General features: G+C 69.0%; 17 protein-coding genes. 15 read left to right on the forward strand and 2 right to left on the reverse strand.

Annotation, left to right across the window (positions count from 1 at the left end; all coding sequences use genetic code 11):
• The first annotated feature begins 175 nt into the window (after positions 1–175).
• The 15 genes from secY to glmM all read left to right on the forward strand — a co-directional run bounded on the left by secY (position 176) and on the right by glmM (position 13124).
• Positions 176–1489, forward strand: coding sequence for a preprotein translocase subunit SecY (secY, locus tag ACZ51S_RS11545; protein ID WP_388934825.1), 1314 nt, complete (start codon positions 176–178; stop codon positions 1487–1489).
• A complete protein-coding gene (locus ACZ51S_RS11550; protein ID WP_388934822.1) occupies positions 1489–2136 on the forward strand; it encodes an adenylate kinase in 648 nt (215 codons plus the stop codon). Before secY ends, ACZ51S_RS11550 begins: the two co-directional genes overlap by 1 nt.
• Positions 2137–2238: 102 nt before the next feature.
• Entirely contained in the window at positions 2239–3090 is an 852-nt protein-coding gene (gene map / locus ACZ51S_RS11555; protein WP_388934819.1) for a type I methionyl aminopeptidase, read from the forward strand.
• A 170-nt stretch (positions 3091–3260) separates the two neighbouring features.
• On the forward strand, positions 3261–3482 hold the full coding sequence (gene infA, locus ACZ51S_RS11560; protein ID WP_003956442.1) for a translation initiation factor IF-1: 222 nt from the start codon (positions 3261–3263) through the stop codon (positions 3480–3482).
• A gap of 73 nt (positions 3483–3555) precedes the next feature.
• Positions 3556–3669: a 50S ribosomal protein L36 gene (gene rpmJ / locus ACZ51S_RS11565; protein ID WP_003956441.1), complete on the forward strand. Its 114-nt coding sequence runs from the start codon at positions 3556–3558 to the stop codon at positions 3667–3669.
• 198 nt (positions 3670–3867) lie between these two features.
• Positions 3868–4248, forward strand: coding sequence for a 30S ribosomal protein S13 (gene rpsM / locus ACZ51S_RS11570; RefSeq protein WP_007265919.1), 381 nt, complete (start codon positions 3868–3870; stop codon positions 4246–4248).
• Between the two features lie 54 nt (positions 4249–4302).
• On the forward strand, positions 4303–4707 hold the full coding sequence (gene rpsK, locus ACZ51S_RS11575) for a 30S ribosomal protein S11 (protein WP_003956432.1): 405 nt from the start codon (positions 4303–4305) through the stop codon (positions 4705–4707).
• A 148-nt stretch (positions 4708–4855) separates the two neighbouring features.
• Complete coding sequence (locus ACZ51S_RS11580) at positions 4856–5878, forward strand: DNA-directed RNA polymerase subunit alpha (protein ID WP_007265920.1); 1023 nt, start codon at positions 4856–4858, stop codon at positions 5876–5878.
• A gap of 106 nt (positions 5879–5984) precedes the next feature.
• Positions 5985–6449 (forward strand): 50S ribosomal protein L17, encoded by a 465-nt coding sequence (gene rplQ, locus ACZ51S_RS11585; protein WP_215023458.1) that lies wholly within the window; start codon positions 5985–5987, stop codon positions 6447–6449.
• A gap of 101 nt (positions 6450–6550) precedes the next feature.
• The gene (gene truA, locus ACZ51S_RS11590) at positions 6551–7402 is read left to right on the forward strand and encodes a tRNA pseudouridine(38-40) synthase TruA (RefSeq protein ID WP_388934815.1); all 852 of its coding nucleotides are present in this window, start codon (positions 6551–6553) and stop codon (positions 7400–7402) included.
• 44 nt (positions 7403–7446) lie between these two features.
• Entirely contained in the window at positions 7447–9075 is a 1629-nt protein-coding gene (locus ACZ51S_RS11595; RefSeq protein WP_468804328.1) for an ABC-F family ATP-binding cassette domain-containing protein, read from the forward strand.
• A 36-nt stretch (positions 9076–9111) separates the two neighbouring features.
• Entirely contained in the window at positions 9112–10395 is a 1284-nt protein-coding gene (locus ACZ51S_RS11600) for a glycosyltransferase family 87 protein (RefSeq protein ID WP_468960612.1), read from the forward strand.
• Positions 10396–10628: 233 nt separating this feature from the next.
• Positions 10629–11072, forward strand: a complete 444-nt coding sequence (gene rplM, locus ACZ51S_RS11605; protein WP_388934808.1) for a 50S ribosomal protein L13 — start codon at positions 10629–10631, stop codon at positions 11070–11072.
• A gap of 42 nt (positions 11073–11114) precedes the next feature.
• Positions 11115–11630 carry a 30S ribosomal protein S9 gene (gene rpsI, locus ACZ51S_RS11610; RefSeq protein ID WP_361913690.1) on the forward strand — a complete coding sequence of 172 codons (516 nt, stop codon included), beginning with the start codon at positions 11115–11117 and terminating at the stop codon, positions 11628–11630.
• 135 nt (positions 11631–11765) lie between these two features.
• Positions 11766–13124 (forward strand): phosphoglucosamine mutase, encoded by a 1359-nt coding sequence (gene glmM / locus ACZ51S_RS11615; RefSeq protein WP_468804323.1) that lies wholly within the window; start codon positions 11766–11768, stop codon positions 13122–13124.
• On the opposite strand, the gene ACZ51S_RS11620 is transcribed toward glmM, so the two are convergent.
• Both ACZ51S_RS11620 and coaA read right to left on the reverse strand, forming a co-directional pair.
• Entirely contained in the window at positions 13121–14089 is a 969-nt protein-coding gene (locus ACZ51S_RS11620; protein WP_468477285.1) for a DUF389 domain-containing protein, read from the reverse strand. The two genes, glmM and ACZ51S_RS11620, sit on opposite strands and share 4 nt — an antisense overlap.
• A 15-nt stretch (positions 14090–14104) precedes the next feature.
• Positions 14105–15124, reverse strand: coding sequence for a type I pantothenate kinase (coaA, locus tag ACZ51S_RS11625; protein ID WP_467895249.1), 1020 nt, complete (start codon positions 15122–15124; stop codon positions 14105–14107).
• Positions 15125–15160 lie beyond the last annotated feature (36 nt).

Raw genomic sequence — 15160 nt, forward strand, 5'->3', positions numbered from 1 at the left:
TGACAAATAGCTAGAAACCCGACCGGGGATGCCTCACATATGGGGCATCCCCGGTCGGTCGTTCCACGGGGGGCGCAGTCGCCGGTAAGGTGGCCTGCACCTTTGCTCGTACGTATTCGTCGATCCCTCAGACCGTCACCTCTGACGCAGTAGCGCGGGGGTCGCAGGAGGCACCGTGCTCACCGCGTTCGCCCGGGCGTTCAAGACGCCCGACCTGCGCAAGAAGCTGCTCTTCACGCTCGGCATCATCGTGCTGTACAGGCTCGGGTCCCACATCCCGGTACCCGGCGTGAGCTACAAGAACGTCCAGATCTGTGTGGACCAGATGGGGAGCAGCAACAGCCTCTTCGGTCTGGTCAACATGTTCAGCGGCGGTGCGCTGCTGCAGATCACGATCTTCGCGCTCGGCATCATGCCCTACATCACGGCGAGCATCATCCTGCAGCTGCTGACCGTGGTCATCCCGAAGCTGGAGAACCTCAAAAAAGAGGGTCAGTCCGGCACGGCGAAGATCACTCAGTACACGCGCTATCTGACGGTCGCACTCGCGATCCTCCAGGGCACCGGCCTGGTCGCCACCGCGCGGACGGGTGCCCTCTTCGGCACCTGCCCGGTGGCTCGTGAGATCGTCCCCAACCACTCGATCTTCACCACGATCGTCATGGTGGTCACCATGACCGCCGGCACCTGTGTCGTCATGTGGCTCGGTGAGCTCATCACCGACCGCGGCATCGGCAACGGCATGTCCATCCTGATGTTCATCTCCATCGCGGCCGGCTTCGTCGGCTCCCTCTGGACGATCAAGCTCCAGGGCAAGATCGCTGATGGCTGGGTGGAGTTCGCCGTCGTCATCCTGGTGGGCCTCGCGATGGTGGCCCTGGTGGTCTTCGTCGAGCAGGCGCAGCGCCGGATCCCGGTCCAGTACGCGAAGCGCATGATCGGCCGCCGTGCCTACGGCGGTACGTCCACCTACATCCCGCTCAAGGTGAACCAGGCCGGTGTCATCCCGGTCATCTTCGCCTCGTCGCTGCTGTACATCCCGGCCCTGATCGTCCAGTTCAGCGGCTCGACGGCCGGCTGGGCCACCTGGATCCAGAAGCACTTCGTCAAGGGCGACCACCCGTACTACATCGCCGTCTACTTCCTCCTGATCGTCTTCTTCGCGTTCTTCTACGTGGCGATCTCGTTCAACCCCGAGGAAGTTGCCGACAACATGAAGAAGTATGGTGGGTTCATCCCGGGCATCCGCGCCGGCCGGCCTACCGCCGAGTACCTGAGCTACGTACTCAACCGGATCACCTGGCCGGGGTCGCTGTACCTGGGTCTGATCGCTCTTGTGCCGACAATGGCGTTGGCCGGCTTCGGAGCGAACCAGAACTTCCCGTTCGGCGGGACGAGCATCCTCATCATCGTGGGTGTGGGTCTGGAAACCGTGAAGCAGATCGAGAGCCAGCTCCAGCAGCGCAACTACGAAGGGTTCCTCCGCTGATGCGAATCGTCCTCGTCGGACCCCCCGGGGCGGGCAAGGGAACGCAGGCCGCGTTCCTCGCCAAGAACCTGTCGATCCCGCACATCTCCACGGGCGACCTGTTCCGCGCCAACATCAGCCAGAACACCGAGCTGGGCCGGCGTGCCAAGGCGTTCATGGACAAGGGCGACCTCGTCCCCGACGAGATCACCGTCGGCATGGCGAAGGACCGTATGCAGCAGCCGGACGCCGCGGGCGGTTTCCTGCTCGACGGCTTCCCGCGGAACGTCTCGCAGGCCGAGGCGCTCGACGCGATGCTCCGCGAGGCCGGCATGAAGCTCGACGCCGTGCTGGACCTGGAGGTCGAGGAGGACGAGGTCGTCAAGCGGATCGCCGGCCGGCGGATCTGCCGCGAGGACTCCGCGCACGTCTTCCACGTGATCTACGCGGCTCCGAAGGCCGAGGGCGTCTGCGACCACTGCGGCGGCGAGCTGTACCAGCGCGCCGACGACTCCGAGGCCACGGTCCGCAACCGGCTGGAGGTCTACCACACGCAGACCGAGCCGATCATCGACTACTACAAGGCCCAGGGCCTGCTGGTGACCATCTCCGCCCTCGGCGAGGTGCACGAGATCACCAAGCGGGCGATGGACGCCCTGAAGAAGTAGTCACTTCCGTTCGTGACCGTCAGTACGGCCGCGGTGTCCCTCGGGCATCGCGGCCGTACTGTTGAGAAGACCCGTTTTTTCGAAGGTGGAAGGTCCCCGTTCATGGTTCAGCTGAAGACCCCCGAGCAGATCGCGAAGATGCGGGAGGCAGGGCTGGTCGTCGCCGCGATCCACGCGGCGACCCGTGAGGCGGCCGTGCCGGGCTCCACGACGCGGGACCTGGACATGGTGGCCCGCAAGGTGATCGCCGACGCCGGGGCCAAGTCGAACTTCCTCGGGTACGGGGGCTTCCCCGCGACCATCTGCACCTCGGTGAACGAGGTCGTCGTCCACGGCATCCCGGACGACAAGACGGTCCTCAAGGACGGCGACATCATCTCCATCGACGCGGGCGCGATCGTGGACGGCTGGCACGGCGACGCGGCCTACACGGCCTTCGTGGGCACCGGTCACGCGCCGGAGCTGGTCGAGCTGTCCCGGGTGACCGAGGAGTCGATGTGGGCCGGCATCGCGGCCATGAAGTCCGGCAACCGCCTGGTGGACATCTCGAAGGCGATCGAGGGCTACATCAAGCGCCAGCCGCGGCCCGCGACCGGTGAGCACAGCCTGGGCAAGTTCGGGATCATCGAGGACTACGGCGGCCACGGCATCGGCTCCGAGATGCACATGGACCCGCACCTGCTGAACTACGTCTCGCGCAAGCGCGGCAAGGGCATCAAGCTCGTCCCGGGCCTGTGCCTGGCGATCGAGCCGATGGTCTCGCTCGGCACGGCCCAGACGGAGGTCCTGGCGGACGACTGGACGGTCATCACCACGGACGGCACCTGGTCCTCGCACTGGGAGCACTCGGTCGCCCTGACGGAGGCCGGGCCGATCGTCCTGACCAGCCCGGACTGCGGCAAGGCGAAGCTGGCGGAGTACGGGGTCACCACGGCCCCCGATCCGCTGGGCTGAGCCGCCCGGCGGCCCCGGCCCCCTCGGGCCGGCCCCGGTTAATGATCTAGACTCATGGGCAAACTTTCCGGATTCGTCTTTCTGGGTGCCCTGACGTAGACTGACTCGTCGGCTCGCGTGCATTTCCATGCCTGTGAGCCGATCAAGGTAGCCGATTCGAAAGGCGAAGCGTGGCCAAGAAGCAAGGTGCCATCGAGATCGAGGGCACCGTGATCGAGTCCCTCCCGAACGCGATGTTCAAGGTGGAACTCCAGAACGGTCACAAAGTCCTCGCGCACATCAGCGGCAAGATGCGTATGCACTACATCCGCATCCTTCCCGATGACCGGGTCGTTGTGGAGCTGTCTCCGTACGACCTGACGCGTGGCCGGATCGTCTACCGATACAAGTAGATCTTGTCCTCACTCCTGCCTGGGCGTCCGTCCCGGTGCGGGTGGTGGCACTGACCCGGAGAACCTCACCAACATGAAGGTCAAGCCGAGCGTCAAGAAGATCTGCGACAAGTGCAAGGTGATCCGCCGCCACGGTCGGGTCATGGTCATCTGCGACAACCTGCGCCACAAGCAGCGCCAGGGCTGACGCACGCCGACCGACCTGCCTTCCGCAGTTCTTCGCGCGACGTAAGAAAACGTACATACGCAGAACCCGCCCAGCCCGGTCCAGGGCCGGCGGTACCTCCGGCGGGGGCCGGGGACCCGGACGTACCACTGCCCAGCAGGGTGGTCGGCGGTCGGGAGTGGTTCTGCGGAAGACCCCCGAACACACAGGAGCCATTGAATGGCACGCGTTTCCGGTGTTGACATCCCGCGCGAAAAGCGTGTGGAGATCGCACTCACCTACGTCTTCGGTATCGGGCGCACCCGGTCCAAGGAGATCCTCGCCTCCACCGGCGTGAACCCGAACACCCGCGTTCGTGACCTGGCCGAAGAGGACCTCGTCAAGATCCGCGAGTACGTGGACGCCAACCTCCGTACCGAGGGTGACCTCCGCCGCGAGATCCAGGGCGACATTCGCCGCAAGATCGAGATCCAGTGCTACCAGGGCATCCGCCACCGTCGTGGCCTGCCGGTGCACGGTCAGCGCACCAGCACGAACGCGCGTACCCGCAAGGGCCCGCGTCGCGCGATCGCCGGTAAGAAGAAGCCGGGCAAGAAGTAGTCCTGTTCAGCGGTCTTGCGCTGTAGGACCGACCACCTCCCGTAGGAGATTTAGATGCCCCCCAAGGGTCGTCAGGGCGCTGCCAAGAAGGTGCGCCGCAAGGAAAAGAAGAACGTCGCTCACGGGCACGCCCACATCAAGAGCACGTTCAACAACACCATCGTTTCGATCACCGACCCCTCGGGCAACGTGATCTCCTGGGCCTCCGCCGGCCACGTCGGCTTCAAGGGCTCGCGCAAGTCCACCCCCTTCGCCGCGCAGATGGCCGCCGAGTCGGCCGCCCGCCGCGCGCAGGAGCACGGCATGCGCAAGGTTGACGTCTTCGTCAAGGGTCCGGGCTCCGGCCGCGAGACCGCGATCCGCTCCCTCCAGGCCACCGGCCTCGAGGTCGGCTCGATCCAGGACGTCACCCCCACCCCGCACAACGGCTGCCGCCCGCCGAAGCGCCGCCGCGTCTGACGCAGCGGACGCACCTGTGCGTTCTTGAGTGTCCGGGCGGTACGGCCCCTTCGGGGGACGTACCGCCCGTACCCTTGCAGTAGCCGTACCTCCGGTACGGCATCCGTCGGGCGTCAAATAGTGGGCGTCCACGAATGAAGGAAAAGACATGCTTATCGCTCAGCGTCCTTCGCTGACCGAAGAGGTCGTCGACGAGTACCGCTCGCGGTTCGTGATCGAGCCGCTGGAGCCGGGCTTCGGTTACACCCTCGGCAACTCCCTGCGCCGTACCCTCCTGTCCTCCATCCCGGGTGCCGCTGTCACCAGCATCCGCGTGGACGGCGTCCTGCACGAGTTCACCACCGTGCCGGGCGTCAAGGAAGACGTCACGGACATCATCCTCAACATCAAGCAGCTGGTCGTCTCCTCGGAGCACGACGAGCCGGTCGTGATGTACCTGCGCAAGCAGGGCCCCGGCCTGGTCACCGCTGCCGACATCGCGCCCCCGGCCGGTGTCGAGGTGCACAACCCGGACCTCGTCCTCGCCACGCTCAACGGCAAGGGCAAGCTGGAGATGGAGCTGACCGTCGAGCGCGGTCGCGGCTACGTCTCCGCCGTCCAGAACAAGCAGCTGGGCCAGGAGATCGGCCGCATCCCGGTCGACTCCATCTACAGCCCGGTCCTCAAGGTCACCTACAAGGTCGAGGCGACCCGAGTCGAGCAGCGCACCGACTTCGACAAGCTGATCGTCGACGTCGAGACCAAGCAGGCCATGCGCCCGCGCGACGCCATGGCGTCCGCCGGCAAGACCCTGGTCGAGCTGTTCGGTCTGGCGCGCGAGCTCAACATCGACGCCGAGGGCATCGACATGGGCCCGTCCCCGACGGACGCCGCTCTGGCCGCCGACCTGGCGCTGCCGATCGAGGAGCTCGAGCTCACGGTCCGCTCGTACAACTGCCTCAAGCGCGAGGGCATCCACTCCGTGGGTGAGCTCGTCGCCCGCTCCGAGGCCGACCTGCTCGACATCCGCAACTTCGGTGCGAAGTCGATCGACGAGGTCAAGGCGAAGCTGGCCGGCATGGGCCTGGCCCTCAAGGACAGCCCGCCCGGATTCGACCCGACCGCCGCCGCCGACGCCTTCGGCGCCGACGACGACGCGGACGCCGGCTTCGTCGAGACCGAGCAGTACTAGAAGAAGCTTGTGGGGGGCGCGAGCCCCCCACACCCCCCTCTCGCGACCGCTTGAGGGAACTGACTCCGGTACCTGACACGGCCGGTGCAGATTTGAAGGAGTAACAATGCCGCGTCCCGCAAAGGGTGCCCGCCTGGGCGGCTCCGCCGCGCACGAGAAGCACCTCCTCGCGAACCTCGCGAAGGCGCTCTTCGAGCACGGCCGCATCACCACCACCGAGGCCAAGGCCCGTCGCCTGCGTCCCTACGCCGAGCGTCTGGTCACCAAGGCCAAGAAGGGCGACATCCACAACCGTCGCCTGGTGCTGCAGACGATCACGGACAAGAGCATCGTGCACACGCTGTTCACCGAGATCGCCCCGCGCTACGAGAACCGCCCCGGTGGTTACACGCGCATCACCAAGATCGGCAACCGTCGTGGCGACAACGCCCCGATGGCCGTGATCGAGCTGGTCGAGGCCCTGACCGTGGCCCAGCAGGCCACCGGTGAGGCCGAGGCCGCCACCAAGCGTGCGGTGAAGGAGGCCGAGGCTGCCGAGGCTCCCGCGGCCGAGGAGACCAAGGAGGCCTGATCCCTCCCGGGATCGAGCCCGCTTGATCGGCTCTGAACGGGCCCGCCCCCTTCCGGGGCGGGCCCGTTCTGCATTTCCGCACGTCTGAGAGGATCTGTCACGTGAGTGACGAGGTGGAGCCCGGGCACGTCCGGGTACGGCTGGACCTGTCGTACGACGGCAAGGACTTCTCCGGCTGGGCGAAGCAGCGCACGCTGCGGACCGTGCAGGGGGAGCTGGAGAGCGCCCTGCAGACCGTGATGCGGCTCAAGGAGCCGGTCGAGCTGACCGTGGCCGGGCGTACCGACGCCGGGGTGCACGCACGCGGGCAGGTGGCCCAGTTCGACCTGGCCGAGGAGGTGTGGGCCGAGCACCACGACAAGCTGCTGCGCCGCCTCGCGGGCCGGCTGCCGCACGACGTACGGGTGTGGAAGGCCGCCGAGGCCCCCGAGGGCTTCAACGCCCGCTTCTCGGCCGTCTGGCGCCGCTACGCCTACCGCGTCGGCGACCACCCGGCCGGTGTGGACCCGCTGCGCCGCGGGCACGTGCTGTGGCACCAGTGGCCGCTGGACGTGGACGCCATGAACGCGGCCGCCGCCGCGCTGGTGGGCGAGCACGACTTCGCCGCGTACTGCAAGAAGCGCGAGGGCGCCACGACCATCCGTACCCTCCAGGAGCTCAGCTGGGAGCGGGCCGAGGACGGGATCGTCACGGCCACCGTCCGGGCGGACGCGTTCTGCCACAACATGGTCCGGTCGCTGGTCGGGGCGCTCCTGCACGTGGGCGACGGTCACCGGCCGGTCGAGTGGCCCGGGCAGGTGCTGGCCGCCGCCGTACGGGATTCCTCGGTGCACGTGGTCAAGCCGCACGGCCTGACCTTGGAGGAGGTCGGCTACCCGGCCGACGAGCTGCTGGCCGCCCGCAGCAAGGAGGCGCGGAACCTGCGCACGCTTCCCGGCAAGGGCTGCTGCTGACCAGCCGTTAATCGGTTTGGGCGGATCGCCGCCGGGCCGGGACAATGCCCGGCATGGGACATCTCGAAGCCAGCCACCTGGAGTACTACCTTCCCGACGGGCGGGTCCTGCTCCCCGACGTCTCCTTCCGCGTGGGGGAGGGGTCGGTGGTGGCCCTGGTGGGGGCGAACGGCGCCGGCAAGACCACCCTGCTGAAGCTGATCTCCGGCGAGCTCCAGCCGCACGGCGGCGGGGTGAGCATCAGCGGCGGCCTGGGGGTGATGTCGCAGTTCGTGGGCTCCGTCCGGGACGAGACGACCGTACGGGACCTGCTGGTCTCGGTGGCGCAGCCGCGGATCCGGGACGCCGCGAAGGCCGTGGACCACGCCGAGCACCTGATCCTGACGGTGGACGACGAGGCCGCGCAGATGGCGTACGCGCAGGCGCTCAGCGACTGGGCCGACGTGCGGGGCTACGAGGCGGAGACGCTGTGGGACGTCTGCACCACGGCCGCGCTGGACATCCCGTTCGACCGGGCCCAGTACCGCGAGGTGCGCACGCTGTCGGGCGGTGAGCAGAAGCGGCTGGTCCTGGAGGCGCTGCTGCGCGGGCCGGACGAGGTGCTGCTGCTCGACGAGCCGGACAACTACCTCGACGTCCCCGGGAAGCGGTGGCTGGAGGAGCAGCTGAAGGCCACCCGCAAGACGGTGCTCTTCGTGTCGCACGACCGGGAGCTGCTGTCGCGGGCCGCCGAGAAGATCATCAGCCTGGAGCCGAGCCCGACGGGTACGGACGTCTGGGTGCACGGCGCGGGTTTCGACACCTACCACCAGGCCCGCAAGGAGCGCTTCGCCCGCTTCGAGGAGCTCAAGCGCCGCTGGGACGAGGAGCACGCCCGGCTGAAGGCCCTGGTGCTGCGGCTGCGCAACCAGGCCGCGAGCAGCCCGGACATGGCCTCGCGGTACCGGGCGATGCAGACCCGCTTCCAGAAGTTCGAGGAGGCCGGTCCGCCGCCGGAGCCGCCGCGCGAGCAGGAGATCCGGATGCGGCTCAAGGGCGGCCGGACGGGGGTGCGCGCGCTGACCGTGGAGAACCTGGAGCTGACCGGCCTGATGAAGCCGTTCTCGCTGGAGGTGTTCTACGGGGAGCGGGTGGCGGTGCTCGGCTCGAACGGCTCCGGGAAGTCGCACTTCCTGCGGCTGCTGGCCGGCGAGGACGTCAAGCACACGGGTACCTGGAAGCTGGGCGCACGGGTGCTTCCCGGCCATTTCGCGCAGACGCACGCCCATCCGGAGCTGTTCGGGCGCACGCTCGTCGACATCCTGTGGACGGAGGCCGCCAAGCCGCTCGGGGCCGCCATGGCCGTCCTGCGCCGCTACGAGCTGGAGCGTCAGGGCGAGCAGAAGTTCGAGAAGCTTTCCGGCGGCCAGCAGGCGCGTTTCCAGATCCTGCTGCTGGAGCTGGCCGGGACCACGGCGCTGCTGCTGGACGAGCCGACGGACAACCTCGACCTGGAGTCGGCGGAGGCCCTGCAGGACGGCCTGGAGTCGTACGAGGGGACCGTGCTGTGCGTGACGCACGACCGGTGGTTCGCCCGGACGTTCGACCGCTATCTGGTCTTCGGTTCCGACGGTGTGGTGCGCGAGACTCAGGAGCCGGTGTGGGACGAACGTAGGGTCGAGCGCAAACGCTGAGGGCGAGGCCCTCTCGGCGGGGCGAGGAGGACTGCTGTGGGGCTGCGGCCTGGCATCTGGCTCATGCGAGGGGACCGGCCGTCCGCGGCGGGCCGGGTGACCGCCTGGCTGCTCGGGCCGGCCCCGCTGCCGTGGCGGGTGGTCTCCGCCGGGATCCTGCTGGTGGTCGCGGTGTCTGCGGGGCTGCACCCGAAGTGGGGCTCGGACAACGCCTTCGTGGTCAAGGCGGCCGACGCGCTGCTGGCGGGGGCCTCGCCCTACGAGGACAAGCGGTTCCTGTACCTGCCGAGCGCCGTGATCATGGCGGTGCCGGAGGCGATGGTGCCGCGCGCGGTGCTGCGGTGGCTGTTGCCGGCCGCGATGACGGGGCTGCTGGCCGCCGGGTGGTGGGCCTCGCTGCGGCTGCTCTCGGTGCCGCTGCGCTCGCGGATGGCGGTGGGCGGCCTCGCGCTGCTGGCGCTGGTCTACAAGCCGTACGCGAACCTCGTGATGCTCGGGAACTGGACGGCGATCTCGGCGGCCGCCCTGCCGCTGGCCCTGCTGCTGGCGCACCGGCGGCGGTGGGCCGCGGCGGGGCTGGCGGTCGGGCTGGCGATCGCCTGCAAGCCGATGCTGGTGCCGCTCGGGCTGCTCTTCGTCCTGGCCCGGCAGTGGCGGGGGCTGGCCGTGGCGGTGCTGGTGCCGCTGGGGATGTCGCTGGCGGGGGCCCTGCTGATGCCGAGCCCGACGCTGTTCTTCACCAAGACCCTGCCCTTCCTGTTCCAGGGGCAGGACTCGTACGCCCTGCCGTGGGACGCCTCGCCGGTCGCGGTGCTGCCGCGGCTGGGGGTGCCCGGGCCGGTGGCGGTGACGCTGGCGGGCGCGGCGGCGCTGGCGGGGCTGTGGGCGGCGCGGACGCGGTGGCGGCGGCCGGACGCGGAGGGCGAGGGGGACGGGCCGAGGCTCGCGGAGACGGCGTGCATGGTGATGCTCGCCGCATTCCTGGTGTCCCGGCCGTCCTTCGACCACTACCTCCTGGTGGTGCTCCCGCTGCTGCTGGCGACGGGTGCGCGGGAGGGCTCCATGCCGCGTTCGCCGTGGTTCTGGCTGGCGCTGACCCCGCAGATGGTCCTGGTGCCGTGGCCCCCGGAGCTGGCCCACAAGAGGCGCGCGTTCAAGGACTGCGCCACCCTGTGCGGGCTCGCGATTCTGCTGGCGCGTCGTGCGCGGCGCTCCAGTCGGGTTACTCTGGAACCCGTAACAACTGCGGGGTCCCCACCCAGGACCGAACCGGAGTGCGCCGCGACGCCAGCAGCATCGGCATCGCGGACCGCGTTTTGACCCGTACGGGTCCTCTTGGGTACTCTGCTGGTTTGTTATGCGTATTGGCTTGCTCATTCTCACGTGAGGGCCTTACGCCGGTCCACCGGGCCGATGACCAGCGGTTCACACGGGTTGCGTCCCTGATGTGAACGAGGGCTGTCGTGATCGTCCGTGGTGACCCTGTCAGGACCCTTCCCGCAGGGCTTGCGCCCTATGGGATGACCCACCACTGAAGAAGCGAAGGCATACGCGTGCGTACGTTCAGCCCCAAGCCCGGCGACATCTCGCGCCAGTGGCTCGTCATTGACGCCCAGGACGTCGTCCTCGGCCGTCTGGCGACCCAGGCCGCTGCCCTCCTCAAGGGCAAGCACAAGCCGACTTACGCCCCCCACATGGACATGGGCGACTTCGTCATCATCATCAACGCCGACAAGGTTCACCTGTCCGGCAACAAGGCCTCGCAGAAGATGGCGTACCGCCACTCCGGTTTCCCGGGCGGTCTGCGTGCGGTGCGTTACGACGACCTCCTGGCGAACAACCCGGAGAAGGCCGTCGAGAAGGCCGTCAAGGGCATGCTCCCCAAGAACACCCTGGGCCGTCAGATGCTCTCGAAGCTGAAGGTCTACTCGGGCGACCAGCACCCGCACGCTGCCCAGCAGCCGGTGCCGTTCGAGATCACCCAGGTCGCGCAGTAGTTCCGGCCACCCCCTAAGACGTAGAGAATTCTGAGGAGCATCGTGGCCGAGACCACCGCCGAGACCCCCGTCGACGAGTTCGAGGGCGTCGAGGAGTACACCACCGAGTCGGACGTCGTCGTCGAGGGCGACTACACCTCCGAGTCCCTTGCCGGTCGCTTCGGTGACCCCCAGCCGGCCGCTGGCCTGGGCCGTCGCAAGAACGCCATCGCCCGCGTCCGGATCGTTCCGGGCACCGGCAAGTGGAAGATCAACGGTCGCACCCTTGAGGACTACTTCCCCAACAAGGTGCACCAGCAGGAAGTCAACGAGCCCTTCAAGCTCCTCGAGCTTGACGGCCGCTACGACGTCATCGCCCGCATCGCGGGTGGCGGCGTCTCCGGTCAGGCCGGCGCCCTGCGCCTCGGTGTGGCCCGCGCGCTGAACGAGGCGGACGTGGACAACAACCGCCCGGCGCTGAAGAAGGCCGGCTTCCTCTCCCGCGACGACCGTGCGGTCGAGCGCAAGAAGGCCGGTCTGAAGAAGGCCCGTAAGGCTCCGCAGTACAGCAAGCGTTAATCTTCGCCTGCTGTTCTGCAACGAAACCGCCCCGGCAGCACTCTCCGTGCTGCCGGGGCGGTTCGTTTACCGCCATAAGCGGCAAATACCTGTCACTAGCGGTCACAAGCGAAGCGTGAACTCGGGAGGACAACAGTGGGACGACTCTTCGGGACGGACGGTGTACGAGGCGTCGCCAACGCGGATCTGACGGCTGAGCTCGCGCTCGGCCTCTCCGTGGCGGCCGCGCACGTACTGGCCGAGGCCGGAACCTTCGAGGGGCACCGGCCCACGGCGGTGGTCGGCCGCGACCCCCGCGCGTCGGGCGAGTTCCTGGAGGCCGCGGTCGTCGCGGGCCTCGCCAGCGCCGGCGTGGACGTCCTGCGCGTCGGTGTGCTGCCCACCCCGGCGGTGGCGTATCTCACCGGTGCGCTGGGCGCCGACCTCGGCGTGATGCTCTCCGCGAGCCACAACGCCATGCCCGACAACGGCATCAAGTTCTTCGCGCGCGGCGGCCACAAGCTCGCCGACGAGCTCGAGGACCGCATCGAGTCCGTGTACGAGGAGCACCGCACGGGCGCGCCCTGGCAGCGCCCCACCGGCTCCGGCGTCGGCCGCGTCTCCGACTACGACGAGGGCTTCGACAAGTACGTCGCCCACCTCATCGCGGTCCTCCCCAACCGCCTCGACGGCCTCAAGGTCGTCCTGGACGAGGCCCACGGCGCGGCCGCGTACGTCTCGCCCGAGGCCTTCACCCGGGCCGGCGCGGAGGTCGTCACGATCGGTGCCGAGCCCGACGGCCTGAACATCAACGACGGCTGCGGCTCCACGCACCTGGACCTGCTGAAGCAGGCCGTGGTCGAGCACGGCGCCGACCTCGGCATCGCGCACGACGGCGACGCGGACCGCTGCCTCGCGGTCGACGGTACGGGCGCCGAGGTCGACGGCGACCAGATCCTCGCGGTGCTGGCGCTGGCCCTGCGCGAGGCCGGCCAGCTGCGCGGGAACACCGTGGTCGGCACCGTCATGTCCAACCTGGGCTTCAAGCTCGCCATGGAGGCCGAGGGCATCCAGGTCGTGCAGACCGGCGTCGGTGACCGGTACGTGCTGGAGTCCATGAAGGAGCACGGCTACGCGCTGGGCGGCGAGCAGTCCGGCCACGTGATCATCCTCGACCACGCGACGACCGGCGACGGCACGCTGACCGGCCTGATGCTGGCCGCGCGCGTCGCGGCCACCGGGCGCACGCTGGCCGACCTGGCCGGGGTCATGCGGCGGCTGCCGCAGATCCTGATCAACGTCCCGGACGTGGACAAGTCCCGGGTCGCCACCTCCGGCGAGCTGGCCGCGGCGGTCGCCGACGCCGAGCGCGAGCTGGGCTCCACCGGCCGGGTGCTGCTGCGCCCCTCCGGGACGGAGCCGCTCGTACGGGTGATGGTGGAGGCAGCCGACATCGAGCAGGCCCGCACGGTCGCCGGGCGCCTCGCCGACGCGGTGAAGTCGGCGCTCGGCTAAGCCCTCGCGCCGCCCCGTGGCGCACCCGGCCGGCGGAGCATCCGCGCGTGCTGGGTGCGCCGCTGCAGTTTCCAGCCGATCAGGGTCAGTGAGCCGGCGACGATGATGCCGAGCAGGTTCAGCAGCAGCTGTTCCGCCGAGCCCCACATCTGGGCGAACTCCCCGTAGCCGAGTGCCACGGCCGCGTTCGCGGCGGCCGGAACCGTGGTCACCGAGATGGCCACCCCCACCAGCGCCCCCGATTTCGCCGACGTCAGCGACAGCATCCCGGCCACACCGGCGAGCACCGCCACGACGAAGGAGAACGGGTCGGGCTGCCAGATGAAGCTGGTGTTGGGCCGCGGCCTGTCGAGTATCCCCGGGTGGAACAGTCCGAGCGCGTTCATGGCCAGGCTGAACAGGGTCGTCGCCACGATCGCGAAGGCGAAGCCGACCAGCAGTGCGACCAGCGAGCGGGCCGCGGCCTTGGGGTCGCGCCGTACCAGGCCCGTGCAGATCCCGGCGAGCGGCCCGAACTCGGGGCCGACGGCCATCGCGCCGACGATCAGGATCGCGTTGTCCAGGACCACACCGCAGGCGGCGATCATCGTGGCGAGGATCAGGAAGGCGCTGTAGGTGATCGTGAGGGTCGATTCCTCATGGGTGGACTCGGAGAGCTGCTCCCAGATCACCGCGTCCGCGCCCTCGCCCGGAGCCTCCTCCTCCGCCTCGTCGGCGCGCCGGGACAGGGAGAGGTCGATGTTCTCGACGGCGATGGACCCGGTCCGGTCGACGCCGAGGGAGCGCATTTCCCGGAGCAGCTCGTCGGCCGACTCGCGCGCCACGTCGCACAGCACCAGGTCGCCCTCGGGATCGCGGGCGGCGCCCTTCAGCACGACCAGATGGGTGGTCCCGACCGTCTGCTCGACCAGTTTCACCACCTGCTCGGTCAGGTGGTGCGGGGTGATCATCCTCAGATGCAGCATGGCCGCACCCTAGTGCTACAGCTTGCGCAGGCTCAGTTTCTGCACCTTGTGGTCGGGGCCCTTGCGCACGACGAGGGTGGCGCGGCCGCGGGTGGGGGCAACGTTCTCCAGCAGGTTGGGCTTGTTGATGGTCCGCCACATCGTCTGCGCGTACTCCAGGGCCTCCTCCTCGGAGACCTGGGTGTACTTGCGGAAGTAGGAGAACGGGTTCTGGAACGCCGTCTCGCGCAGCTTGCGGAACCGGTTGAGGTACCAGCGCTCGATGTCCTCGGGGCGCGCGTCCACGTACACGCTGAAGTCGAAGTAGTCGGCGAGGCCGACGCGGGTGCGGCCGTCCTTGCCGGGCAGGGCGGGCTGCAGGACGTTGAGCCCCTCGACGATGAGGATGTCCGGGCGGCGCACGACGAGCTGCTCGCCCGGCACGATGTCGTAGATCAGGTGCGAGTAGACCGGCGCCCTGACCTCGTCCTTGCCCGCCTTGATGTCGGCGACGAAGCGGGTCAGCGCCCGGCGGTCGTAGGACTCGGGGAAGCCCTTGCGGGAGGTCAGGCCGCGGCGCTGGAGTTCCTTCATCGGGTACAGGAAGCCGTCCGTGGTGACCAGCTCCACGCGGGGGTGCTCGGGCCAGCGGGCCAGGAGCGCCTGGAGCAGGCGCGCCACGGTGGACTTGCCGACGGCGACGGAGCCGGCGACGCCTATGACGAAGGGGGTGCCCTGCTGGGCGCCGTGGCCGTTGCCGGCGTCGCCGAGGAAGGTGTTCAGGGTGCCGCGGAGGTTGCTGGTGGCGCCGACGTACAGGTTGAGCAGGCGGGAGAGCGGCAGGTACACGTCCCGCACCTCGTCGAGGTCGATGACGTCGCCCAGGCCCCGCAGCCGTTCCACCTCCTCCGCGGTCAGCGGCAGCGGCGTCCGCTCGCGCAGGGCGCTCCACTCGGCCCGCGTGAGGTCGACGTACGGAGAGGCGTCCTGGGCCCGGCGGGGACCGGGGCGCTCCGTTGCGCGGTCCGGCGTACAACGCGTCGGCGAGGTGATCACACCGCCATTGTCGGGGCTCGGGGGCGCTCGTGGGTG

The organism is Streptomyces sp. NPDC034043, from assembly GCF_055575675.1.